Source organism: Streptacidiphilus anmyonensis (assembly GCF_000787855.1).
GTDB lineage: Bacteria > Actinomycetota > Actinomycetes > Streptomycetales > Streptomycetaceae > Streptacidiphilus > Streptacidiphilus anmyonensis.
The window spans coordinates 15,246-38,722 of the sequence record NZ_BBPQ01000053.1 but is presented as its reverse complement, the minus strand read 5'-3'; the positions used below and the strand labels follow the sequence as shown (position 1 = coordinate 38,722).

The 23,477-nt window shown below is 72.2% G+C and carries 19 protein-coding genes and 1 pseudogene; 8 read left to right on the top strand and 12 right to left on the bottom strand.

Annotation, left to right across the window (positions count from 1 at the left end):
* Window positions 1-55: 55 nt before the first annotated feature.
* Complete coding sequence (locus TR50_RS31435) at window positions 56-859, bottom strand: SDR family NAD(P)-dependent oxidoreductase (protein ID WP_042430047.1); 804 nt, start codon at window positions 857-859, stop codon at window positions 56-58.
* Between the two features lie 64 nt (window positions 860-923).
* Here TR50_RS31435 and TR50_RS31430 point away from each other — a divergent pair, with 64 nt between their 5' ends.
* Together TR50_RS31430 and TR50_RS31425 are read left to right on the top strand one after the other, a co-directional pair.
* A complete protein-coding gene (locus TR50_RS31430; protein WP_042430044.1) occupies window positions 924-2,387 on the top strand; it encodes an amidase in 1,464 nt (487 codons plus the stop codon).
* A 7-nt stretch (window positions 2,388-2,394) separates the two neighbouring features.
* The gene (locus tag TR50_RS31425; protein WP_063775182.1) at window positions 2,395-2,997 is read left to right on the top strand and encodes a TetR/AcrR family transcriptional regulator; all 603 of its coding nucleotides are present in this window, start codon (window positions 2,395-2,397) and stop codon (window positions 2,995-2,997) included.
* Here the strand turns inward: TR50_RS31425 and TR50_RS31420 are convergent.
* The 5 genes and pseudogenes from TR50_RS31420 to TR50_RS44765 form a co-directional block, all read right to left on the bottom strand.
* The gene (locus tag TR50_RS31420) at window positions 2,979-4,010 is read right to left on the bottom strand and encodes a LacI family DNA-binding transcriptional regulator (protein ID WP_042430041.1); all 1,032 of its coding nucleotides are present in this window, start codon (window positions 4,008-4,010) and stop codon (window positions 2,979-2,981) included. The two genes, TR50_RS31425 and TR50_RS31420, sit on opposite strands and share 19 nt — an antisense overlap.
* Window positions 4,011-4,192: 182 nt before the next feature.
* Window positions 4,193-5,302 carry a rhamnose ABC transporter substrate-binding protein gene (gene rhaS, locus TR50_RS31415; protein WP_042430038.1) on the bottom strand — a complete coding sequence of 370 codons (1,110 nt, stop codon included), beginning with the start codon at window positions 5,300-5,302 and terminating at the stop codon, window positions 4,193-4,195.
* 115 nt (window positions 5,303-5,417) lie between these two features.
* Window positions 5,418-6,497, bottom strand: a complete 1,080-nt coding sequence (locus tag TR50_RS31410) for an ABC transporter permease (protein ID WP_084701287.1) — start codon at window positions 6,495-6,497, stop codon at window positions 5,418-5,420.
* Window positions 6,490-7,500 carry an ABC transporter permease gene (locus TR50_RS31405; protein WP_042430035.1) on the bottom strand — a complete coding sequence of 337 codons (1,011 nt, stop codon included), beginning with the start codon at window positions 7,498-7,500 and terminating at the stop codon, window positions 6,490-6,492. The genes TR50_RS31410 and TR50_RS31405 overlap by 8 nt, the downstream gene beginning before the upstream one ends.
* Window positions 7,501-7,516: 16 nt before the next feature.
* Window positions 7,517-8,863: pseudogene (locus tag TR50_RS44765) on the bottom strand (sugar ABC transporter ATP-binding protein); the annotation flags it as partial.
* 232 nt (window positions 8,864-9,095) lie between these two features.
* Here TR50_RS44765 and rhaI point away from each other — a divergent pair.
* The 6 genes from rhaI (at window position 9,096) to TR50_RS31370 (ending at window position 16,870) form a co-directional block, all read left to right on the top strand.
* A complete protein-coding gene (gene rhaI, locus TR50_RS31395; protein WP_042430029.1) occupies window positions 9,096-10,262 on the top strand; it encodes an L-rhamnose isomerase in 1,167 nt (388 codons plus the stop codon).
* An 88-nt stretch (window positions 10,263-10,350) separates the two neighbouring features.
* Window positions 10,351-12,390 carry a bifunctional rhamnulose-1-phosphate aldolase/short-chain dehydrogenase gene (locus TR50_RS31390; RefSeq protein ID WP_042430026.1) on the top strand — a complete coding sequence of 680 codons (2,040 nt, stop codon included), beginning with the start codon at window positions 10,351-10,353 and terminating at the stop codon, window positions 12,388-12,390.
* A gap of 40 nt (window positions 12,391-12,430) precedes the next feature.
* Window positions 12,431-13,957 (top strand): rhamnulokinase, encoded by a 1,527-nt coding sequence (locus TR50_RS31385; protein WP_042430022.1) that lies wholly within the window; start codon window positions 12,431-12,433, stop codon window positions 13,955-13,957.
* A gap of 41 nt (window positions 13,958-13,998) precedes the next feature.
* Window positions 13,999-14,775 carry a (Fe-S)-binding protein gene (locus TR50_RS31380; RefSeq protein WP_042430019.1) on the top strand — a complete coding sequence of 259 codons (777 nt, stop codon included), beginning with the start codon at window positions 13,999-14,001 and terminating at the stop codon, window positions 14,773-14,775.
* A complete protein-coding gene (locus TR50_RS31375) occupies window positions 14,772-16,214 on the top strand; it encodes a lactate utilization protein B (protein WP_042430016.1) in 1,443 nt (480 codons plus the stop codon). Before TR50_RS31380 ends, TR50_RS31375 begins: the two co-directional genes overlap by 4 nt.
* Window positions 16,211-16,870, top strand: coding sequence for a LutC/YkgG family protein (locus tag TR50_RS31370; protein ID WP_042430013.1), 660 nt, complete (start codon window positions 16,211-16,213; stop codon window positions 16,868-16,870). Before TR50_RS31375 ends, TR50_RS31370 begins: the two co-directional genes overlap by 4 nt.
* Before the next feature lie 18 nt (window positions 16,871-16,888).
* Here TR50_RS31370 and TR50_RS31365 read toward each other — a convergent pair whose 3' ends face one another.
* From TR50_RS31365 to TR50_RS47195, 6 genes are all read right to left on the bottom strand, one after another.
* Window positions 16,889-17,893, bottom strand: coding sequence for a 3-oxoacyl-ACP synthase III family protein (locus tag TR50_RS31365; protein ID WP_042430010.1), 1,005 nt, complete (start codon window positions 17,891-17,893; stop codon window positions 16,889-16,891).
* Entirely contained in the window at window positions 17,890-18,543 is a 654-nt protein-coding gene (locus TR50_RS46020) for an SRPBCC family protein (protein ID WP_042430007.1), read from the bottom strand. Before TR50_RS46020 ends, TR50_RS31365 begins: the two co-directional genes overlap by 4 nt.
* Complete coding sequence (locus TR50_RS31355) at window positions 18,515-20,245, bottom strand: thiamine pyrophosphate-binding protein (RefSeq protein ID WP_042430004.1); 1,731 nt, start codon at window positions 20,243-20,245, stop codon at window positions 18,515-18,517. Before TR50_RS31355 ends, TR50_RS46020 begins: the two co-directional genes overlap by 29 nt.
* The gene (locus TR50_RS31350; RefSeq protein WP_201776901.1) at window positions 20,242-21,261 is read right to left on the bottom strand and encodes a GlxA family transcriptional regulator; all 1,020 of its coding nucleotides are present in this window, start codon (window positions 21,259-21,261) and stop codon (window positions 20,242-20,244) included. Before TR50_RS31350 ends, TR50_RS31355 begins: the two co-directional genes overlap by 4 nt.
* Window positions 21,262-21,675: 414 nt before the next feature.
* Window positions 21,676-23,211, bottom strand: coding sequence for a hypothetical protein (locus TR50_RS47200; protein WP_042429999.1), 1,536 nt, complete (start codon window positions 23,209-23,211; stop codon window positions 21,676-21,678).
* Window positions 23,212-23,264: 53 nt separating this feature from the next.
* Window positions 23,265-23,477 (bottom strand): hypothetical protein (locus TR50_RS47195; RefSeq protein ID WP_042429996.1); only part of this gene is annotated, 213 nt, incomplete at its 5' end.

Here is a 23,477-nt window from a genome sequence, read left to right as displayed (position 1 = left end):
GGGCGGGACCGGGCCGCTGGGGTCCCCGGTCCCGCCCCGCTCCGCTCCGCGGGCTTCAGCGCTTGTGCCGCTGGGCGTCGGCGATCTGATGCAGTGTCGCCGGGTCGGCCCCGCGGCGCTGGACGGTGTCGGCGAGGGTGGGGAACAGGCCGCCGACCGCGCTGCCGATGCGCAGGCCGAGCGGGGCGACGTTGACCTCGGCCAGGTTGCGTTCGATCGCGCGGACGGTCTGGTCGGCCACGCGCTGCGGGGTGACCGTTCCGGTGCCGCGCGGAGGGGTGGCGCCGGTGTCGGCGAACATCCCGGCGTCGCGGACGAAGCCGGGCTGCACCAGCGAGACCCCGACTCCGGAGCCGTGCAGGTCCTGGCGCAGACCCAGGGTGAAGCCGCGCAGGCCGAACTTGGCGGCGTTGTAGAGCGAGGAGCCCGGGGAGGCGACCCGGCCGGAGATCGAGCCGATCATCGCGAGGTGTCCCTGCCGGGCCTCGACCATGCGGGGCGCCAGCAGCCGGGCCAGCAGCACCGGTGCGCGCAGGTTGACGTCGAGGGAGCGGTCGATCTGCTCGGCCGTGTACTCCAGGACGTCGCCGCTGGAGGGCAGCGCGGCGTTGGCGACGAGGATCTGCACGTCCCCGGCCTCCGCGACCAGCTTCTCCGGGCCGGAGCGCTCGCCGAGGTCGGCTGCCAGCACCTGGTGGCTTGAGGCCGAGGGGAGCGAGTCCGCAAGCGCCTGCAGCGCGTCGGTGCGCCGGCCGGTGAGGACGAGCTTGGCGCCGTGGCGGGCCAGCGTGTGGGCGAGGGTGTGGCCTATGCCGCCGCTGGCGCCGGTGAGCAGGACACGAGCTCCGTGGATCTGCACGGGGGTACCGCCTTTCCGCTACTGTTCGTTCGAACGAACAGTAGCGGAGAGGAGCCACTACGCCATGACGTCCGGCCCACCGTCCGAGAGGGGACTCGTCGAGTCCGCATCCGCGCTGGCCGGGGGCGAGTGCACCTCGCGCGCCCTGGTCGAGACGGCCCTGGCCCGCATCACCGCGACGCAGAGCACGTTGAACGCGTTCCGGAGGGTCCGCGCCGAGGCCGCACTCGCCGAGGCGGACGAGGCCGACCGCCGACTGGCCGCGGGCGAGCGGCTGCCGCTGCTGGGCGTGCCGATCGCCGTCAAGGACGACACCGACGTCGCAGGCGAGCCCACCGCGTTCGGCTGTGCCGGCGACTTCCCCGCCGCGCGGGCCGACAGCGAATCCGTCCGCCGGCTGCGCGCCGCCGGGGCGGTGATCGTCGGCAAGACCAACACACCGGAGATCGGCCAGTGGGGCTTCACCGAGGGCCGCGCCTTCGGCGCAACTCGCAACCCGTGGAACCTGGACCGCACCCCCGGTGGCTCTTCCGGCGGCGCGGCGGCCGCCGTCGCGGCCGGGCTGGTTCCGGCGGCACTCGGCTCGGACGGCGCCGGGTCCGTCCGCATTCCGGCTTCGTGGACCAACCTGGTCGGCATCAAGCCGCAGCGCGGCCGCGTCTCGGCCCACCCGGAGCCGGAGTCCTTCCACGGCCTGACCGTCTCCGGGCCGCTGGCCCGGACGGTCGCTGACGCCGCCCTGCTGCTCGACGCGGCAGCGGGCAGCCACGGCGTCGACCGCCACCGGCCGCCGTTCGAGCCGCTCGGCCCGGCGGTCGGCCGGGAGCCGGGCAGGCTGCGCATCGGCCTGGCGCTGGACACCGCGTTCGCGATCTACCCGCGCGCCCTCGACCCGGACGTCGAGCGGGCCACCGTCGCCCTGGCCGACACCCTCGCCACGCTCGGGCACCGCGTCGACGCCGTCCGACTCGCCTACGGTCCGATCGGCTTCACCCAGCTTCCGCGCGCCATGGCGGGTATCCGCGCCTGGTCGCGGCGGGTGCCGGACGCCCGGCTGCTGGACCCGCGTACCCGCGCCAACATCCGCACCGGCGCCCTGCTCGGCGGCCCCGTGCTGCGCGCCGCCCGGGCGGCCGAACCGTGGCTGCAGCGCCGCGTGGGGCGCGTCTTCGACGCGTTCGACGTCGTGCTCACCCCGACCACGGCCACCCCGCCTCCGCTTGTCGGCGCGACCGACGCGATGGGATCGGCCGCGCTGGACCGGGCCATGCTGACCGGCTGCCCCTACGCCTGGCCATGGAACGTGCTGGGCTGGCCCGCCGTCAACATCCCGGCCGGCTTCACCGCCGCCGGGCTGCCCATCGGCTGCCAACTGCTCGGCCCCGCCTGCACTGAGCCGCTGCTGGTCTCACTGGCCGCACACCTGGAGGCCGAGCTGCGCTGGCACGACCGCCGCCCCGCTCCGACCACACTGACCGCACCGGCCGCGACGACCTGCGACGATCCGCGCGGGGAGCGCATGGAATGATGGCAGGGTGCCAAAGCCTCCTTCCGTCCGTGAGCGCATCGTCCGCGCCACCTTGCAGATCATCGCCGACGAGGGCATCGCCCAGATCACCAACCGGCGGATCGCGGAAGAGGCCCGTGTCTCCCTGGGTTCGGTCACCTACCACTTCGCCACCCAGCGCGACCTGCTGCGCGAGAGCCTGCGGCTGTTCGTCGCGGAGGAGACCCGGCGCTTCGCCGAGCTGGCCGTCTCCCCCTGCGACGCGCCGGTCGACCTGACCGACCTCACCGACCTGGCCGGGGTCCTCGACCACGTCGCCGCGACCACGAGCACGAGCACAGCCGGCAATACCGACATCGCGCCCTACGAGCTCTACCTCCAGGCGGGCCGCGACCCGGAGCTGCGCGCCGCCGCGGACGAGTGCTTCGGCGCCTACGACCAGTTGGCCGCCTCCCTGCTGGGCGCCCTCGGCGTCAAGGACGCCGAGCGGCTGGCCGCGCCGCTGGTCGCCATGGTGATCGGCCTCCAGCTGCGCCGCCTGGCCACCGGCTCACCCGCCGTCGGAACGCCCGCCACCGGCACGCCCTCCGCCGGCCAGGAGCCGGCGGACACTCACCGCGCGGAGGCGTGACGCCGCATCGAGGAGGCACGGACCACCAGTTCGGGCTGGTAGACGATGCGTTGATGCTCGTGCTCGGCCGGGCCGGCGAGGGACTCGGCGATCAGCAGCTCCGCCGAGGTGCGGCCGATCCGGTAGGCGGGCTGCCGCACAGAGGTGATCGGCACCGCGGCGGCGCCGGCGAACTCGATGTCGTCGTAGCCGACGAGCGCGATGTCGTCGGGCACCCGCACGCCCATCGAGAACAGGGACTGCAGGACGCCCAGCGCCAGCAGGTCGTTGGCGCAGAACACGCCGGTGGGGCGTGCCGCGACGCCGAGCAGGCGCTGGCCCGCGTCGCGGCCCGCGGCGATGTCGAGGCGCTGGGTCTCGACGACCGTCAGCGCCTCGGGCGGCAGGCCCGCGTCGGCGACGGCCTGGCGCGCGCCGGTGAGCCGGTTGCGGACCTGCTGCAACGAGGGCGGCCCGCCGACGAAGACGATGCGTTCGTTGCCGGACTCGATCAGGTGCCGCACGGCCAGGGCGCCGCCGAGGACGTCGTCGACGGAGACCGAGCAGGACTCCTCGATCTCGGCCCCGCGGTCGACGAGGACGACGGGGATGCCGGCGCGCTGCAGGGCCGCGGTGTTGGTGCGGGCGCTGTCCACCGGGGACAGCAGCACGCCGAGGACCTGCTGCTGGGTGAAGTGGGCCAGGTACTCGTCCTCCTCCGCCTGGTCCTGGCCGCTGTTGCAGACCATGACCATCAGGCCGTTCTCGCGGGCGACCTTCTCCGCGCCACGGGCGATGTCGACGAAGAACGGGTTGCCCATGTCGAGGACGAGCAGTGCCAGCACCCGGCTGCGGCCGGCGCGCAGTTGCCGGGCGGACTCGCTGCGGACGTAGCCGAGGTTGGTGATGGCGGCCTCGACGCGCAACCGGGTGTCGGCGGAGACCAGGTCGGGGCGGTTGATGACGTTGGAGACCGTTCCGACCGAGACTCCCGCCGCGCGGGCGACGTCCTTGATGCCTGCCGTGCGTGCCACGTTCGGCTGCGTTCCTTTCGTTCGGGCCGGTCGGATCGGGTGGGGTGCTCGAAGAAGTCTCCCATGTCCGTCTCCCGGCGCAGGTTCACCTCGGTCGCGGCCAGGGCGGCACTCGCATCTGCCCGGGTGGACCGGTTCCCGGGCGGCCGGAGAGGGCACCCCGGAACCGGTGCGCGGCGCGGTCAGAAGTCGAACTGGTCGATGTTCGAGGCGTTGAAGACGGTGGGGTCGCCGAGCAGGACGACGCCGTTCGCGCCGATGGTGAAACTGCCGAGGTCGCCGGCCTTGAAGCTCTGTCCCTGGGCTCCGGTGATCTGGCCGGAGGCGAGCGCTGTGGCGGCGTAGGCGGCGAGCTCGCCGAGCTTGGCCGGGTCCCACAGCTCGAAGGCGCTGACGGTGCCGTCCTTGACGTAGGCGCGCATGTCGTTCGGGGTACCGAGACCGGTGAGCTGGACCTTGCCCTTGTACTGCGAGCCGGACAGGTACTGGGCGGCGGCCTTGATGCCGACGGTGGTCGGGGAGATGATCCCCTTCAGGCCCGGGTACTGCTGGAGCAGACCCTGGGTCTGCTGGAACGAGGTCTGCGCGTCGTCGTTGCCGTAGGCGACGCTGACCAGCTTCATGTTCTTGTAGGCGGGCTTCTTCAGCTCGTCCTTCATGTAGCCGATCCAGGTGTTCTGGTTGGTGGCCGTCTGGGCGGCGGACAGGATCGCGATGTCGCCGGTGTAGTCGATCTCCTTGGCGATGAGCTGGACCTCGCTGCGGCCCAGCGCCTCCGAACTGGCCTGGGAGACGAACAGCTGCCGGCAGCCGGGGTCGGTGTCGGAGTCGTAGGTGACGACTTTGACGCCGCTGCTCATGGCCTGCTTGAGCGCGGTGCACAGGGCTCCCGGGTCCTGGGCGGAGACGGCGATGGCGTTCATCTGCTGCTGGGTCAGGGTGTTGACGTAGGAGACCTGGCCGGCGGTGTCGGTGCCGCTGCTGGTGCCGACCTCCTTGTAGGTCTCGCCGAGCGCGTCCAGGGCCTTCTTGCCGCCGTTGTCGGCGATGGTGAAGTAGGGGTTGTTGACCTGCTTGGGCAGGAAGGCGACCTTGAGCGCGGTCTTGGTGGCGGCGTTCGGGTTCGCGGCGCCGGTCGCAGCGGTCTGGCTCCCGGCCGCGTCGGTGGAGCTCTTGGTGGTGCCGCCGCAGGCGGACGCGGTCACGGCGACGGCGGCGGTCAGTGCGAGCGCGGTGGCGGCGCGGCCGAGGGGGTGTCTGGCGGGCCGGTGCGCGAAGGGCAGGCGGGACATGAGGGTTCCTTGTCTCGAGGGTGACGAAGGTGACGAGGAGCGAGGAGGCGACGCGAAGAAGGCGAGGACGCGAGGCGACGCTGGTGACGAGGTGGGGGCGCGGGCCGACGGCCGGTCAGCCGGTGGCCGCGGGTGCGCTCCCGGAGCCGGCGCTGCGGCGCCTGGCCACCGTCCGGGCGAGCTGGCGGCCCGCCCGAGGGCCGAGGACGGAGACCACCAGCAGGACTCCGGTGACCACGGTCTGGGACTGCGCCGAGACGTCGACCAGGCTCATCGTGTTCTCCAGGGTGCCGAGCAGGAACACTCCGCCGATCGCACCACCGAGGGTGCCCTTGCCGCCGTCGAAGTCGACACCGCCGAGAAGGACGGCCGCGATGACGGACAGTTCGAGCCCGGTGGCGTTGTCGTATCGGGCGCTGGCGTAGTGCAGCACCCAGAACACGCCGGTGAGGGCGGAGACCACGCCGGTCGCGGCGAACATGGACAGCCTCAGGCGCTTGACGCGGATGCCGGCGAACCAGGCGGCCTCCGCGGAGGCGCCGACGGCGAACAGCGAACGTCCGACGCCGGTGGCGTGCAGGACCAGCACCGCGATGACCGCCAGCACGGCCCAGGGTATGGCCGCGTAGGGCAGGAACGTCCCCGGGATCCGGCCGGAGCCGAAGTCGAGGTACTGCTGCGGGAAGTCGGTGACGGAGTTCGCGCCGAGCACGATCTGCGCGATGCCGCGGTAGGCGGCCATGGTGCCGATGGTGACCGCCAGGGACGGCAGTCCGAGCCGCGTCACCAGCAGGCCGTTGACCAGCCCGCAGACCAGGCCGAGCAGCAGGCACAGGGGGATGATCGTCTCAATGGCCATCCCGGCGTTCCACAGGGAGCCCATCACGGCGCCGGACAGGCCGGCCACGGAGCCGACGGACAGGTCGATCTCCCCCGCGGCCACCAGCATCGTCATCGGGAGCGCGATCACGGCCATGGGCAGGGTGTTGCCGATGAGGAACGACAGGTTGAGCGTGTTGCCGAAGTCGCCGACGAAGCCGAAGGAGCACAGCAGCAGAACGGCGAGCAGCGCGCCGACGGCGGTGTCCCAGCGCACGAGGCCGGCCGCGCCGCCGCGCCGCGGGGCGGAGGGCGGGGCCGCGACATCGTCCTGCGCCTTCGCTGCGGTCAGGTCGGAGCCCGTCAGATCAGCCATGGCGCAGCCTCCTTGTCCGTGCGGGGTGGTCGCGCAGGCTCCTTGTCGCTGCTGCGCGGTTGCGCAGGACCCGGGCCACCCGCAGCGCCGTCAGCCGGTCCACGGTGATCGCCGCGAGCAGCAGCACGCCGTCGATGGCGAGGACCCAGACGGAGCTGACGCCGATGGCGGGCAGCACGCTGTTGATGGAGGTGAGCAGCAGGGCTCCCAGCGCCGCGCCGTGGACGCTGCCGGAGCCGCCGGTGAAGGCGACGCCGCCGACGACCACCGCGCTGACCACGGTGAGCTCGTAGCCGCTGCCGGTGCCGGAGTCGACGTTGCCGAACCGGGCCAGGTAGAGGGCTCCGGCCAGGCCGGCGAGGGCGCCGCACAGGACGTAGGCGGTGAGCACGCGTCGCCGGATCGGGACGCCGGCCAGCCGGCCTGCCTCGGGGCTGGAGCCGAGCGCGTACAGCTCCCGGCCGCTGCGGTAGTGGCGCAGGTAGAAGGCGACCACGACGAGCACGGCCGCCGCGAGCAACCCGAGGTAGGGAATCGCCCACAGGCCGTCGTGGCCGAACCCGGAATAGGACGCCGGGAGGTCGTTGGCGGTGATCTCGCGGGAGCCGACCCAGAGGGAGTCGACGCCGCGGATGACGTAGAGCGTGCCCAGGGTGACGACCAGGGCGGGCACCTGACCGATGCTCACCAGAAGGCCGTTGAGCAGCCCGAAGGCGATGCCGAGGCCGACCGCGGCGAGCACCGCCAGGACGGGGTTGCCGCCGTCTTGCAGGATGTCGCCGGCCGCGAAGGCGGTGATGCCGAGGACGGAGCCGACGGACAGGTCGACGTTGCGGGTGATGACGACGACCGCCTGTCCCGTCGCGACCAGGACCAGGATGCCCGCGTTGAGCAGCAGGTCCTTGATCCCCTGGACGGAGAGGAAGGAGCCGTTGTCCAGCTCGGTGGCGGCGAGCATCAGCACCAGGACGGCGCCGATGGCGAGTTCGCGGATCTTCAACACAGGGGCGAGCCCGGCCGGCCAGGTGGGACAGCAGCCGGTGCACCTCCGCCTTGGTGCCCACGTCGATCCCGCGGGTGGGCTCGTCGACGATCAGCACGCGCGGGCCGGTGGCGAGCCACTTGGCCAGCACAACCTTCTGCTGGTTGCCGCCGGACAGCGTGCCGACGGTGTCGGCGAGCCGGGCGAACTTGACCTGCAGCCTGACCGCCCAGTCCAGGGCGCGGTCGCGTTCGGCGCCCCGGTTCATCAGTCCGGCGGTCGTGGTCGCCCTCAGGCCGGTGAGGCCGATGTTGCGGGCGATGGACATCTCCATGACCAGGCCCTGGGCCCGACGGTCCTCGGGCACCAGGGCCACGCCTGCGGCGATGGCCCTGCTGGGCGCCCCGCGGGTCAGCGCGACGCCGTCGACCAGGACCACGCCCGCGTCCCAGCGGTCGACGCCGAAGACCGCGCGGGCGACCTCGCTGCGACCGGCGCCGACCAGGCCGGCCAGCCCCACGATCTCCCCGGCGCGCACGTCGAAGGAGACATCGGTGAAGACGCCCTCGCGGGTCAGCCCCCGCACGCTCAGGGCCACCTCCCCGAGCTCGGCCGGCAGTTTGGGGTAGAGCTCGTCGAGGTCGCGGCCGACCATGCGGCGCACCAGGCCGTCCTCGGTGAGCCCGGCAACGGGTTCGCTCGCGACCAGGCGCCCGTCCCGAAGGGTGGTGACCCTTTGGCACAGGGCGAAGACCTCCTCCAGGCGGTGCGAGATGAACAGCACCGCGCCGCCGCGCTCCAGCAAGGTCCGCACCACCCGGAACAGCCGGGCCACCTCGCTGCCGGTGAGGGCCGCGGTCGGCTCGTCCATGATCAGCACGCGGGCGTCGAAAGAGAGCGCCTTGGCGATCTCCACCAGCTGCTGGTCGGCGATGGACAGGCCGCGGGCGGGCCGGTCGGGGTCGAGGTCCACCCCGAGCTGCTGGAACAGGCGGGCCGTCGCCGAGCGGACCGCGGCGTGGTCCACCCGGCCGAGCGAGCGGCGCGGCTGACGGCCCATGAAGATGTTCTCCGCGACCGATAGGTCGGGGAAGAGCGTGGGCTCCTGGTAGATGACCGCCACCCCGGCGTCCCTCGCGTCGGCGGGGCCGTGGAAAACCACCGGCCGGCCGTCCAGGAGCACCCGGCCGTTGTCGGGCCTGTGCACCCCGGCCAGGGTCTTGATCAGCGTCGACTTGCCTGCGCCGTTCTCCCCCGCGAGGGCGTGCGCCTCACCGGGGAACAGCCGCAGTGACACGTCCTGGAGGGCGCGGACAGCGCCGAAGGATCTGCTCACCCCCTCGAGGGCGAGCACCGGCACACCGTCCGGTTCTGAGTGGGTCATCGAGGTCGCTCCTTGGCTCGCCGGGCACTGCCACCGGCTGGATGAATTGTTTCAACCCGATTGCCGGGACGTTAGACCGGGAGGCTTCGGAACGTCAATACACCGCGCACCGAAGTGTGGACAGGGGCAGTTATCCACAGCCTCCTACTCGGCTCTTGACCGGCCCGACTCGTCCTGCCTATCGTCACCGCAGCCAGGTTGAATCGTTTTTAGCGATGGGAAGGGGGCTGCCGTGACCGACCTGTCCGCGGTGAAGGCCGTACTCAGGACCCAGGCGATCGAGACCCCGTCCTGGGGCTACGGCAACTCGGGCACGCGCTTCAAGGTCTTCGCGCAGCCCGGGGTCCCCCGCGACGCGTTCGAGAAGCTCGACGACGCCGCCGCGGTGCACGCCTTCACCGGGGTCGCGCCGAGGGTCTCGCTGCACATCCCCTGGGACGCGGTGGACGACTACGCCGCGCTCCGCCGGTACGCCGAGGACCGCGGCCTGGAGCTGGGCGCGGTCAACTCCAACACCTTCCAGGACGACGACTACCGGATCGGCAGCGTCTGCCACCCCGACCGGGCGGTCCGCCGCAAGGCGCTGGCCCACCTGCTCGAATGCGTCGACATCATGGACGCCACCGGCTCACGTGATCTCAAACTCTGGTTCGCCGACGGCACCAACTACCCCGGCCAGGACGACATCACCGCCCGCCAGGACCGGCTCGGCGAGGCCCTGGCCGAGGTGTACGCCCGGCTCCGCGACGACCAGCGGATGGTGCTGGAGTACAAGCTCTTCGAGCCGGCCTTCTACACCACCGACGTCCCGGACTGGGGCACCTCCTACGCCCACTGCCTGCGGCTCGGCCCCAAGGCCAGAGTCGTGGTCGACACGGGCCACCACGCACCCGGCACCAACATCGAGTTCATCGTGGCGTTCCTGCTGCGCGAGGACCGGCTCGGCGCGTTCGACTTCAACTCCCGCTTCTACGCCGACGACGACCTGATGGCCGGCTCGGCCGACCCGTTCCAGCTCTTCCGGATCCTGCACGAGGTGGCCAAGAACGACGGCTTCCGGCCCGAGCGGCAGGTCGCCTTCATGCTCGACCAGTGCCACAACATCGAGGCCAAGATCCCCGCCGTCATACGCTCGGTGATGAACGTGCAGGAGGCCACCGCCAAGGCACTGCTGGTGGACCTCGACGCGCTGCGCGCCGCCCAGCGCGAGGGCGACGTGCTGGCCGCCAACGCGGTGCTGATGGACGCCTACCACACGGACGTCCGCCCGCTGCTGCGCGAGCTGCGCGAGGAGCAGGGGCTCGCCCCGGATCCGGTCGCCGCGTACCGGCGCTCCGGAGGTCAGGAGCGGATCACCGCCGAACGGGTCGGCGGCCTCCAGGCCGGCTGGGGTGCTTAGGGCCTGTTCGAGGATTCCTCCCCCAGCCTTCGGCCGAGGAACGCCCCAGGGCCCGGCCTGACCGACTTCTCCCCCGAGGACGGACACGATGACACACCACCCCACCGTCGAGGCTCTGCTGGCGCGCTCCCACCGTCTGGGTGCGGATCCGCGCAACACCAACTACGCGGGCGGCAACACCTCCGCGAAGGGCACCGACCGCGACCCGGCCACGGGTCAGGTCGTCGAGCTGGTCTGGGTCAAGGGATCCGGGGGCGACCTCGGCACGCTGACCGCGGACGGCCTGGCCGCGCTGCGCCTGGACCGGCTGCGCGCCCTGGCCGGGGTGTACCCGGGGGTCGACCGAGAGGACGAGATGGTGGCCGCGTTCGACTTCTGCCTGCACGGGCGCGGCGGCGCCGCGCCGTCCATCGACACCGCCATGCACGCCCTGGTCGACGCCGCCCATGTGGACCACCTGCACCCGGACTCCGGCATCGCCCTGGCCACCGCCGCCGACGGGCAGAAGCTGACGGCCGAGTGCTTCGGCGAGCGGGTGGCGTGGGTGCCGTGGCGGCGCCCCGGGTTCCAGCTGGGCCTGGACATCGCCGCGATCGCCCGGGAGAACCCGCAGGCGATCGGCTGCGTCCTCGGCGGTCACGGCATCACCGCCTGGGGCGGGACGAGCGAGGAGGCCGAGGCCCGCTCGCTGGAGATCATCCGCACCGCCGAGGCGTTCCTGGCCGAACGCGGCAGGCCGGAGCCGTTCGGCCCGCTGCTGGCGGGCTACGGACCGCTGCCGCAGGCCGCACGCCGCCGGCGGTCCGCCGCGCTCGCGCCGCTGCTGCGGGGGCTGGCGTCCACCAATCAGCCGGTGGTCGGCCACTTCACCGACTCCGAGGCCGTGTTGGACTTCCTGGCCCGTGCGGAGCACCCGCGCCTGGCGGCGCTCGGGACTTCCTGCCCGGACCACTTCCTGCGCACCAAGGTCCGCCCGATGGTGCTCGACCTGCCGCCGACGGCTCCCCTCGACGAGGTCGCGGCCCGCCTGCGGGAGCTGCATGCCGACTACCGAGCGGAGTACGCCGCCTACTACCACCGCCACGCCACGGCCGACTCCCCCGCAATGCGCGGCGCGGACCCGGCCATCGTGCTGGTGCCCGGGGTCGGCATGTTCTCCTTCGGCCGGGACAAGCAGACCGCCCGGGTGGCGGGCGAGTTCTACCTCAACGCCGTGCGCGTGATGCGTGGGGCCGAGGCGGTGTCCACGTATGCGCCGATCGAGGAGGCGGAGAAGTTCCGCATCGAGTACTGGGCGCTGGAGGAGGCCAAGCTGCGGCGGATGCCGAGGCCTGCGCCGCTGGCCACGCGCGTCGCCCTGGTGACGGGGGCGGGCTCCGGGATCGGCAGGGCCGTGGCCCACCGGCTCGTCGCCGAGGGCGCCTGCGTGGTCGTCGCCGACGTGAACGCCGACAGCGCAGCGGCGGTCGCCGAGGAGCTCGGCGGCCCCGACAAGGCGGTGGCGGTCACCGTCGACGTCACCGACGAGGCACAGATCGCCGACGCGTTCGCGCAGGCCCTGCTGGCCTTCGGCGGGGTGGACCTGGTCGTCAACAACGCCGGGATCTCCATCTCCAGGCCCTTGCTGGAGACCACGGCCCGCGACTGGGACCTGCAGCACGCCGTCATGGCCCGCGGCTCCTTCCTCGTCTCCCGCGAGGCCGCCCGGATCATGATCGAGCAGGGGCTCGGCGGGGACATCGTCTTCGTCGCCTCCAAGAACGCGGTCTTCGCCGGCCCGAACAACGTGGCCTACTCGGCCGCCAAGGCCGACCAGGCCCACCAGGTCCGTTTGCTGGCAGCCGAGTTGGGCGAGCACGGGATCCGCGTCAACGGCGTCAACCCGGACGGCGTCGTGCGCGGCTCGGGCATCTTCGCGGGCGGGTGGGGCGCCCAGCGCGCCGCCACGTACGGGATCGACGAGAGCGAACTCGGCGCGTTCTACGCCCGGCGCACCCTGCTGGGCCGCGAGGTGCTGCCCGAGCATGTCGCGAACGCCGTGTTCGCGCTGACCGGCGGCGACCTCACCCACACCACCGGCCTCCACATCCCCGTCGACTCGGGCGTCGCCGCGGCCTTCCTGCGCTGACCTCACGTCATCCTGCCGCTCCTGCCTTCGAGGTGATCGCGTGTCCTCCGCCGCCCCCGGCCCGCTCCAGCCGCCGAGCGCGTTCGCCGCCGTGGACCTGGGCGCCACCAGCGGCCGCGTGGTCGTCGGCCATGTCACGCGCGAAAGCCTCACCCACGAGGTGGTGCACCGGTTCCCGAACACCCCGGTACGGCTGCCCGACGGGCTGCACTGGGACGTGCTCGGCCTGTACCGAGAGGTCCTGGCGGGGCTGCGGCAGGCGGCGCTGCGGCAGGCCACGCTGACGCCGCGCGGGACACCCCTGGTGTCGGTGGGCATCGATTCCTGGGCCGTCGACTACGGGCTTTTGGACGCCGACGGCACGCTGGTCGGCGCCCCGTTCCACTATCGCGACCGCCGCACCGAGGGCGCCGCCGACGCGGTGTGGCGGCACGTCGACGCGGCGGAGCTGTACCGGGTCACGGGGCTGCAGCATCTTCCGTTCAACACCGTCTTCCAGCTCGCCGCCGCCCGGGAGAGCGCCGCCCTTGCCCGCGCCCGGCACCTGCTGCTCCTGCCGGACCTGCTCACCTACTGGCTCACCGGCACCATCGGTGCGGAGACCACCAACGCCTCGACCACCGGCCTCTTCGACGCCCCCGCGGGCGAGTGGTCGCGGCGCGTCACCGGGGCACTGGGCCTTGCCCCGTCGCTGCTGCCGCCGCTGCGCCCGCCGGGCTCTCCCGCCGGCGAGCTGCTGCCGCACGTCCTGACGGAAGTCGGGCTGTCCGGCGGGCGGCTGCCGGTGACAGCGGTCGCCTCGCACGACACCGCCTCGGCCGTCGCCGCCGTCCCCGCCCTGGACGGGACCGTCGCCTACATCTCCTGCGGCACCTGGTCGCTGGCCGGCCTGGAGCTGGAGCGGCCGGTGCTCACCGAAGCGGCTCGGCGTGCGAACTTCTCGAACGAACGGGGCGTCGACGGCACGATCCGGTTCCTGCGCAACATCATGGGCATGTGGCTGCTGGAGGAGTGCCGACGCGCCTGGGCCCGCGAGGACGGGACGGCAGCGCCCGCCGACCACACCGACCTGATCGCCCAGGCAGAGGCCGCGCCCGCCTTCGCCGCCGTGATCGACCCGGACGCCCCGGACTTCGCCGCTGCCGGGGACGTGCCCGCCCGGATCGCCGCCTTCTGCCGCCGCACCGGTCAACAGCCGCCGCGGTCACGCGGGTCGGTGGTCCGCACCGTCCTGGAGGCGCTGGCGCTGGCCCACGCCCGCACCCTCACCGAGGCCGCGGAGCTGACCGGCCGGGAGCTGCGCACGGTGCACCTGGTCGGCGGCGGCGCCCGCAACGGGCTGCTGTGCCAGCTGACCGCCGACGCGCTGGGCCTGCCGGTGGTGGCCGGGCCAGTGGAGGCCACGGCGCTCGGGAACATCCTGGTCCAGGCCCGCGCGCACGGCGTCCTGGAATCCCGTCAGGATCTGCGCCGGCTCGTCGCGGACACGCAGCCTCTGCGTCGTTACGATCCCAGCGGGTCGCCGAAACCCTGGCAGGTTGCCGCCGCCCGGCTGGGGCGGACGTGAGTGCCGCCCTCGACCGAGAGACCGTCAGGAGGATCGCCGCCGTGCGAGTCGCCCTGTTCGCCACGTGCGTCAACGACGCCGTGCTGCCCCGCGCCGCGATCGCGACCGTACGGCTGCTGGAACGGCTGGGCATGGAGGTGGACTTCCCCGAACAGCAGAGCTGCTGCGGGCAGCCGCAGTACAACACAGGCTACCGGCGGCAGACAGAACCGCTGGTGCGGCGCATGGCGCGGGCCTTCGACGGCTACGCGTACGTTGTGACGCCGTCCGGCTCCTGCGTGGCGATGGTCCGCGACAACTACCCACGCATCGGCGCGAAGGCCCGCACGGAGGGCCGCGGTGAGGAGCCCGCGGTCGCGGCGGCCTCCCTGACGCCGCGGGTGCTGGAACTGACGGAGTTCCTCGTCGATGTGCTCGGCGTGACGGACGTGGGCGCGTACTTCCCGCACACGGTGACCTACCACCCGTCCTGCCACGGCTTGCGCGTGCTGGGGCTGGGCACCCGCCCCCTGGCGCTGCTGCGGGCGGTCGAGGGCCTGGAGCTGGTCGAGCTGCCGGGCGCGGAGGAGTGCTGCGGCTTCGGCGGCACCTTTGCGGTCAAGAACCCCGACGTGTCCACCGCCATGGGCGCCGACAAGATCGCCCACGCCCGCTCCACCGGCGCCGAGGTGCTGTGCGGCGCGGACAACTCCTGCCTGGTGCACCTGGACGGCATGCTGCGACGGCAGAACCGGGGCCGCGGGGACGCGCCCCTGCGGACCGTGCACCTCGCCGAGATCCTCGCCTCCACCGAGGCCGACCCCTGGAGCGTGGCATGAGCGGCCGCACCTACCTCGGCATGCCCGCCTTCCCCGTGGCAGCGAAGGCGTCCACCAAGGACGAGCGGCTGCGGGCGAACCTGCGCCACGCCACCCGCACCATCCGCGACAAGCGCGCCCGCGCGGTGGGCGAGCTGGACGACTGGGCGCTCCTGCGCGAGGCAGGCAAGCGCATCAAGGACCACACCCTGCGGCATCTGGACACCTACCTGCTCCAGTTGGAGGAACGCGTCACCGCGGCCGGCGGCACCGTCCACTGGGCTGCCGACGCCGCCGAGGCCAACCGGATCGTCGCGTCGCTGGTGCACGCCACGGGCGAGACCGAGGTCGTCAAGGTCAAGTCGATGGCCACGCAGGAGATCGGCCTCAACGAGGCCCTCGCGGCCGAGGCCATCAACGCCTACGAGACCGACCTGGCCGAGCTCATCGTCCAGCTCGGCGACGACCTGCCCTCGCACATCCTGGTCCCCGCGATCCACCGCAACCGCGGCGAGATCCGGGACATCTTCCGTGCGCAGATGGGTCGCTGGGGCCGCCCGGCACCGCAGGGCCTGACCGACCGCCCGGCCGATCTGGCGGAGGCGGCCCGGCTGCACCTGCGGGAGAAGTTCCTGCGCGCCAAAGTGGCCGTCTCCGGCGCCAACTTCATGATCGCCGAGACCGGGACACTGGTGGTGGTCGAGTCCGAGGGCAACGGCCGGATGTGCCTCACCCTCCCCGAGACCCTGATCTCCGTGGTCGGCATCGAGAAGGTCCTGCCCACCTGGCAGGACCTGGAGGTGTTCCTGCAGCTCCTCCCCCGCTCCTCGACGGCCGAGCGGATGAACCCCTACACCACGATGTGGACCGGCACCACCACGGGCGACGGCCCCCGCGACTTCCATCTCGTGCTGCTCGACAACGGCCGCACCGACACGCTCGCGGACGAGATCGGACGCCAGGTGCTGCGCTGCATCCGCTGCTCCGCGTGCCTCAATGTCTGCCCCGTCTACGAACGCGCGGGCGGGCACGCCTACGGCTCCCCCTACCCCGGGCCCATCGGCGCCGTCCTCACACCCCAACTGCGCGGCACCACCAGCGAGGTCGACGCCTCGCTCCCGTTCGCCTCGTCGCTGTGCGGGGCCTGCTACGAGGTCTGCCCCGTCGCCATCGACATCCCCGAGGTCCTCGTCCATCTGCGCGAACAGGTCGCGGCCCAGCCCGGCCACGGCGCGGAGCGGGCCGCGATGAAGGCGGCGGCGTGGCTCTTCGACCACCCCGCCGCCCTGGCCGCCGCCGAGCGCGCGGCCTCCGCCACCCGCGCCGCGCTCCCGCGCACCCTGCCGCTCGGCCCGGCGAAGGCCTGGACCGACAGCCGTGACCTGCCCGAGCTGCCTGCCGCGCCCTTCCGCGCGTGGTGGAAGCAGCACCGCACGACCCGTCAGGAGCCCGCAGAGTGAGCAGCCGCGACGCCGTCCTCGCCCGCATCCGTGCCGCGCTCGCCGACGCGCCCGAGCCGGAACCGGTCGTGCGCGACTACCGCACAGCCCACGTCCGGGGCGCAAACGTCCCGGCCAAGCATGTCCCGGACGAGTACGCCGCCGTCGTCGATCTGCTGGCCGAAAACCTCGCCGACTACCGCGCCCACGTGCACCGCTGCGCCGAGGCCGCGCTCCCGGCCCTCCTCGCCCGGCTGCTGGCCGAGCACGGCTCCCGTAGCGTCGCCGTGCCACCGGGCCTGCCGCAGGGCTGGCTCGCCGAGGCGGGCGGGGTGCGGCAACACCCGGACGAGCCGCCGCTGACGGCGCGTGAACTCGACGGGTTCGACAGTGTCGTCACCACCTGCCGCCTGGCCGTCGCCGAGACCGGCACCCTCGTCCTCGACGCCGGCCCCGGCCAGGGACGCCGCGCCCTGACTCTCGTCCCCGACCACCACATCTGCGTCGTCCACACCCCCGACCAGGTCGTCGCGTCCCTCCCTCAGAGCCTTGCCCGGCTCGACCCGACCCGCCCGCTCACCTGGATCTCCGGGCCGTCCGCGACCAGTGACATCGAACTCGACCGGGTGGAGGGCGTCCACGGCCCCCGCACCCTCGACGTCGTGCTGCTGGAATGACCAGCAGGCCGCGGCTCCTCAGAACCGGACGGCCGCAGCCGCGGCGAAGTCTCCGGCGTGGGCGAAGCCGGCCAGGACGACCAGGTCGCCTGGGCTGATCCGTCCTGAGCGAAGGGACTGGTCGAGGGTGACCGGGATCGCCGCCCCGAAGAGGTTGCCGCAGGTGTCGAAGGTGTCGGGGTGGCGGTGCGCGGGCACGCCCACGGCCTCACGCCAGTTCTGCAGGAAGGCCCGGTTCGGCTGGTTGGTGATCAGCGCGTCGATCCCGTCCGCGGGGACGCCGAGTCGGCCGCACAGCTCGTCGATCACCTGGGGCACCAGCCGGTTGCCGCGCTCCATGACCTGGGTGACGCCCTTCTCGGTGAAGCCGATCCGGAGCTGGGAGGTTCCCGGCTCCCAGTACCTGCGTCCGTCCTCCAGTTCGGCGACCATGTCGCCTCCGTACTCGGGGAGATGACGCGTCACGACGCCCAGCACCGGCCGCTCGGCCGAGGTGGTCAGGTAGCCGACTCCGCAGCCGTCTCCGGGGATGGCCGCCTGGGCCAGGCCCCGCACCTCGGACTGGGTGAACAGTTGCCCGGCGGCGTTCTGCGCGTTGCAGATCAGGGCCGTGCGGGCGTCCGTGCTGGTGAGGAGGGTGCAGGCGAGCTCCAGCATCTGGACGAACGAGGCACAGCCCGCGTTGGCCACGTCGATCAGCCAGCGCGGCTTGAGGCCGAGTCGCCTGGCGACCTCGGTGCCGGCGCCGACGAACGGGGTGTCGGGCAGTTGGCTGTGCACCAGCAGGACGTCGACCGACCGGATCTCCTTTCGCCCGTGGCGTTCGATCAGCGGCTGTACCGCGGACTCCACCAGGTCGACGTTGGTCTGGTTCCGGGCCACGTGGTGGCGCATGGCCGGTACCCGGAACATCGGGCTGCGGCGCAGCTTGTCCTCCGCGCCGGGGTACCGGGTGTAGTACTCGGCTGGTACGCCGTCGCCCGGAAGGTACCCGGCGACGTCCGTCAGACTGACCGTGGTCACTGGGCCTCCGCGGCGCGCGGCGCGGAGGAGACCGGCTGCCCGGTGCGGTGGCGGTGTTCCAGGATGGCTTTGAGATTGGCCAGTTCCACGGTGTGGCCGGCGTAGAAGAGGGGCCAGTAGTCGCCGACCCACGGTCGGTCGGGGCGGGGCGCGAGTTCGGGGTGCGGGTTGCGGTCGTAGTACGGGTGGCGGCAGTTGGTCCAGGTGATCACCGACCCGGGCCGGTTCAGCACCACGTGGGCCGGGATGACGCGCATCAGGTAGACCATCCACAGTTCTTCGCCCTGGTCCCAGGCGCAGTGGTAGTCCACCGTCCGGGCTTGGGGGGCGGCCTCGACCCGGCAGTAGATCGGGGTGTCGTGCTCCAGCAGGTCGCTGCCGACCCACAGGCCGGGAGAGCCCGTCGGCCGGAAGCCGCGCAGGCTGAACGTCCATTCCTCCAGGTGGTGGCCTTGGCGCAGGTAGTCGTACACGTCGTCGGGAGGGCAGTCCACGTGGGTCTGGATGGTGCAGTACTGCCCGTGGACCTCCTGGTGTGTGTAGGAGGGTTTGGTCAGCTCGGAGCAGACTGAGAGCAGTTGCTCCTGGTCGGTGTGCTCCACCCGGATCAGGCCGGGGATCTCAGCCAACGTGGGCGTGTGCGGGGCCATCAGGGCTCTCCTGGTGCTGGGGGTCGAGGGCGTGGTCGAGGGTGTGGAGGAAGGGCAGGAACGGGGGCAGCTCGGCGGGGTCGAGGTCGACGGCGACGAAGGCCGGCCCTGCGGAGCTGTTGGCGTGCAGCAGGGCCTGGTGCAGCCGGTCCGGGTCGGTGGCCCGGGTGACGCGCAGGGTGGGGAACATGGCCGCCATGCCGGCGGCCAGGTCGGCGGGGTGGAACAGGTTGCTCGGGTGCGGGCCGCCGAGGAAGAGCTGCTCGCGTGTGGCGCACATGGCGTGGGCGTTGTTGTTGAAGATCACGAACGTCACCGGGGCCCGCTGCTCCAGCGCGGTGTGGATCTCCATCCCGTGCATGAAGAACGAGCCGTCGCCGGCCAGCACATAGGTGCGTTTGCCGGTTCCCAGCGCCGCGCCGATCCCGGCGCCGAACGTGTAGCCCATGCCCCCCATGCCGACGGCGACCACGAACCGGCCGTGCGTCGGCGCCGGCAGTCGGTGGATCACGCTGGCACCGGCGTTGCCGGCGTCCACGAAGACATGAGCGTCGGACGGCAGCGCGGCCTCGACGGCGGCGATAGCCGCCGCGTGGCCGAGGACGCCCGGGTGCGGCGCGGGACGGGGTGACGGGGTGGGTGTCGGCACCGGCCCGGTGTGCTGCGGGGCCGACCGCGGCGGGCCGAGCCGCCCGGCCAGCGCGCGCAGCGCTTCACGGACCGGGCCCAGGACCGCGAGCGCGGGGACGTACGCGGGCTCGGGATCGACGCAGACCACCGGGACGGCGGCCAGCGCCTCGTCAAGCCCCGCCCGGGCGAGGTCCGGTATGCGCGTGCCCACCAGCAGACAGGCGTCCGCCTGCCGGAGGCACTGCTGCACGTTGCGGTGGCCCATGACGCCGGCGACGCCCGCGAACCGAGGGTCGTCGTTGCGGAAGACGTCCTTGGCGTCGGGGCTGACCGCGACCCAGGCCCCCAACCGCGTTGCCACTTCGGCCAGCTCCGCCCGCGCGTCGGCGGCGGCGACGCCCTCACCCGCGATCACCAGCACACGCCGGGCACGGCGCAGCAGATCCGCAGCCTCCTCCAGCCGGGACGACTCCGGCAGCCGGGCCGCAACGGCGGCAGCAGCGTCCTTGGCAAGCGGCGACACCCGGCGGGGGGCGACCCGGGCACGCTGGATGTCCTTCGGCAGCAGCAGGACCGCGGGTCCCCGGACCGGACCGCAGGCCGCAGCTATCGCGTCCGCCAGCAGCTCCGGGAACGCCTCTGCTGACTCCACCCGCGCGCAGAAACGGCTCACCGGCGCGAACAGCTCCTGCGCGGCGAAGGATCCGGCCTTGCCGCTGGTGTCCTGGAACGCCCCTCGCCCCTCGGCCAAGGTGGGCGGCTGCCCGACAAGCGCGAGCAGCGGCACGCGCGAGGCGTACGCTTCCGCCAGCCCCGGCACCAGGTTGACCGCCCCGCCACCCGAGGTGGCCGTGACCACCCCGAACCGTCCGGTGGTCCGGGCGTAACCGTCGGCCATGGTGGCCGCCGAGAACTCGTGCTTGCACACCACGGCCCGGACACGGTCTCTGACGGCGTGCAGGGCAGCGTAGAAGTCCTCGATGTTCGCGCCTCCGACCCCGAACACATGGCTCACCCCGAGCCGGGGCAGTTCCCCGGCGAGGTAGTCGACCAGCCGCATCCTGACGGTCATCCCACCCTCCCCTCGGCCGCTCCGGACGGCACCATCAGCCCGGCGGGAGACAGGGCCTGGAAGCGGTGGCGGTATTCGCCCGGAGTCAGCTCCAGGGCCCGGCCGAACGAGCGGAAGAACGTCTCCGGCGCACCGAAGCCGCAACGGTGGGCGATCTGCGCGACCGGCAGGTCGGTGCTCTCCAGCAGCGTGCGGGCCCGGGCGATCCGCAGCTGCTCGATGTACTGACCGGGCGGCACACCGACCTCGCGCCGGAACACCCGGGCGAAGTTGCGCAGGCTCATGTTGGCGCGCTTCGCCAGCTCGGGCAGCGGCAGCGGCCTCTCGAGGTTGTGCGAGATCCACTCCTGTGCGGTGCGGATCGGCGGCCGGTCGGCCAACTGCGTCTCCAGGATCGAACTGAACTGCGACTGCCCGCCGTTGCGCTTGAAGAACAGCACCAGGAAGCGCGCCAGCTCGAGCGCGAACGCGGCGCCGTGGTCCGCCTCCACCAGGGCGAGTGCCATGTCGATCCCGGCCGCCACCCCTGCGGAGGTCACGAACCGCCCGTCCCAGACGAAGATCGGTTCGGACTCCACCGCCACCTCCGGGTACCGCCGGGCCAGCTCCGCGCAGAACGCCCAGTGCGTGGTGGCGCGCCGTCCCTGCAGAAGCCCTGCCTCCGCCAACAGGAACGCCCCGCCGCACACCGAGACGACCCGCCGGGCCCTCCCTGCGGCCCGGCCGATCCAGGACACCAACTCCCCTCGGCCGAGGGCCTCCTTGAGACTCCACCCGCCGGGCACGAGCAGGGTGTCGATCGGCCCCTCCCCCGCTTCCAGAGGGTCCGCCTCGACCACCATGCCCGCACAGGTCCGCACCCGCGGGGCGTCCGGTGACACGAACCCGATCCGGTAGCCGAGGTCCAGACCGTCCGCCAGCAGGCGGTTGACCGTGTCGAACACCTCCACCGGCCCTGCGATGTCCAGAGCCTGGACCCCCGAATAGATGACCACTACAACACGTCGCTGAGGCACGGTCACAGCGTGTATCGACCGTCTCGTTGGCAGCAATGACGACTTAGTGGCGAATCAGGCCATGCTGACCCCCGTGTGCCGCTCTGATCTGGGCAGACGGCGATCTCTTCCCCCGACTGTGAAAAATGTCATGCCCACACTCAGCAGATCGACGGAACCGCGCGCGACGGTCGCGCAGGACGGCGACAGTGGCAGTACCCGAAGTGCCTGAAGTCCCCAAGGTTCCGGCCTCAGCAGGCGCAGCCGGTGGCGTCGGTTCTCGGGTCATGCCGTGGCGCCAAACGCGATCACCGGCCGTTCGGGCCCGGCACCGGCGGGATCCGGAACCTGCCCGACACACGGTGCTACCACGGGACACCCCAGTGACCACGATGGCTTGACAACCGGATGAACCCGGATCGCACTCCCCTCGGTCTACAGACGTCGCAGCAACCGGGCCAGGTCGGCTCGCGACTCGTCCGTCAGATCGGCGTCCAGTACCTCTGCCAGCCGGTCGATGAACTCCGCCGAGGCCGCCGCTTGCCGTTCGGCGAGCTCGCTGAAGTCCGGGAGGATCGGTGGCGGCGGGGCGTCGGCGAGTTCCTCGTCGGACAGTATCCGGTAGGTCTGCTGGCCGCTGGAGCCGCCGCCCATCGGGAACCACCAGATCTCTATCGGCGCGTCTATCTCGTTGTCGGGGGCCTGTAGGCCTTCGTAGTACCACGTGTCGCCCGCCTTGATCGGCAGCGTGATCGTTTGCGGATTCCGGAAGCGGCCAATATTTCCGCCCGTCACCCCGAACCCCCTGTTCGCGCTTTGGATGAGTATGTAGGCAAGGGCAAGCGAACGCAGGCCCAGGGCGCCCACCGGACCGGGCACCGAGGCCACGGCGAAGCCGTCGGTTAGGGCATAAACGCCGGTACCGGTATACGGGATGGTGGTGTCTCGGGCGAGCATCACCCCGGTGCCGAATAGCGCCACCGGGCCGGATGAGCCGGACAGCCCGCGCACGGTGAGGTTGTTCAGCGAGGCCGAGCCGGTGCCGTTCAGCTCGCCGGTCACGGTGGCACTGGCCGAGGTCAGCGCGCCGGTGGTGGTGGCGCCCAGCGTGCTGGTGCCCGCCACGCCGAGGGTGCCGGAGAGGTCCGCGCTGGTCGGGGTGAGCACCGGGTTGGACACGGTGACGGTGAGCGTGTCGTAGAGGTAGATCGGCTGGTAACCGCCCTGAGGGGTGTCCTGGCCGGGCGAGCCGGTCATCGAGGCGGCCAGGACGAAGGTGGTGCCACGGGATACTCCGCCGCCGATCGTGCACGTGGTCGCGGTGCCGGAGTAGACCGGCGCGGCCTGGCCCTTGGTGAACAGCTGGAAGTACCTGCCGTTGCTCTCCCAGACCAGGCGGATCGGTGCGCCGTTGGCGAAGTCGGTGGTCGGGACGGTGGGGCTGTCCGGCGTGGTGGCGACCAGGTTCTTCAGGTAGAAGTCGGGCAGGTCCTTGTGCAGCACGAAGGCGTCGGACTTCGGGGTGAAGGCGGAGGGGTCGGGCGTGGTGCCGGAGGTCTCCTGGATCTCTATCTTGAGGTCACCGGCCTCGCCGTTCACCGTGCCGAACACGCCGAGGACCAGGTTGTAGTCGATCAGATAGTCGGTGTTGGAGACGCAGTTGTAGGTGAAGGTGGCGTAGTCCGCCTTGTCGTCCAGGCCGGCCCACAGGTCGCTGCCCTTGCGCAGCAGGGTGGTCAGGGTCCACTTGTTGGTGTTCATCGATCCGGAGGGCGGCTGGGCGAACAGGCTGCCCGAGTCCGGGCCGACCGGTACCGCGACCACGATCTGGTTGCAGTAGACCGGGGTTCCGGCGCTGACGCCGATGTTCACCCGGGCCTGGTTGGTGGTCTGGTCGGTGCTGATCGCCACGGGTGCGGGATCGGTGGAGAGGGCGTAGCCGAGCAGGGTCCGTGCAGCCTCGGCGGGCATGTGCGTGCTCCTTTGCGGTGAGAGGTACGGGGCCACGGGTCTGAACGCCGGGGCTAGGTGTCGAGGTCGGTGACGAACTGCAGGCAGCCTTCCCGCAACGTGTTCGGCGTGGGGCTGCTGGTGGCGGTGGGTGAGGCCTTGACCAGTCCGTAGCCGGTCCAGTCGGCGGATGCGGCGTCGGGCTCCCACCAGGACCAGCTGCCGTTCTGCTCGGCCGGGGTGGGGTGGACGATCGACTGGGGGTGGGTCGGCGGGGTACCGCCTTC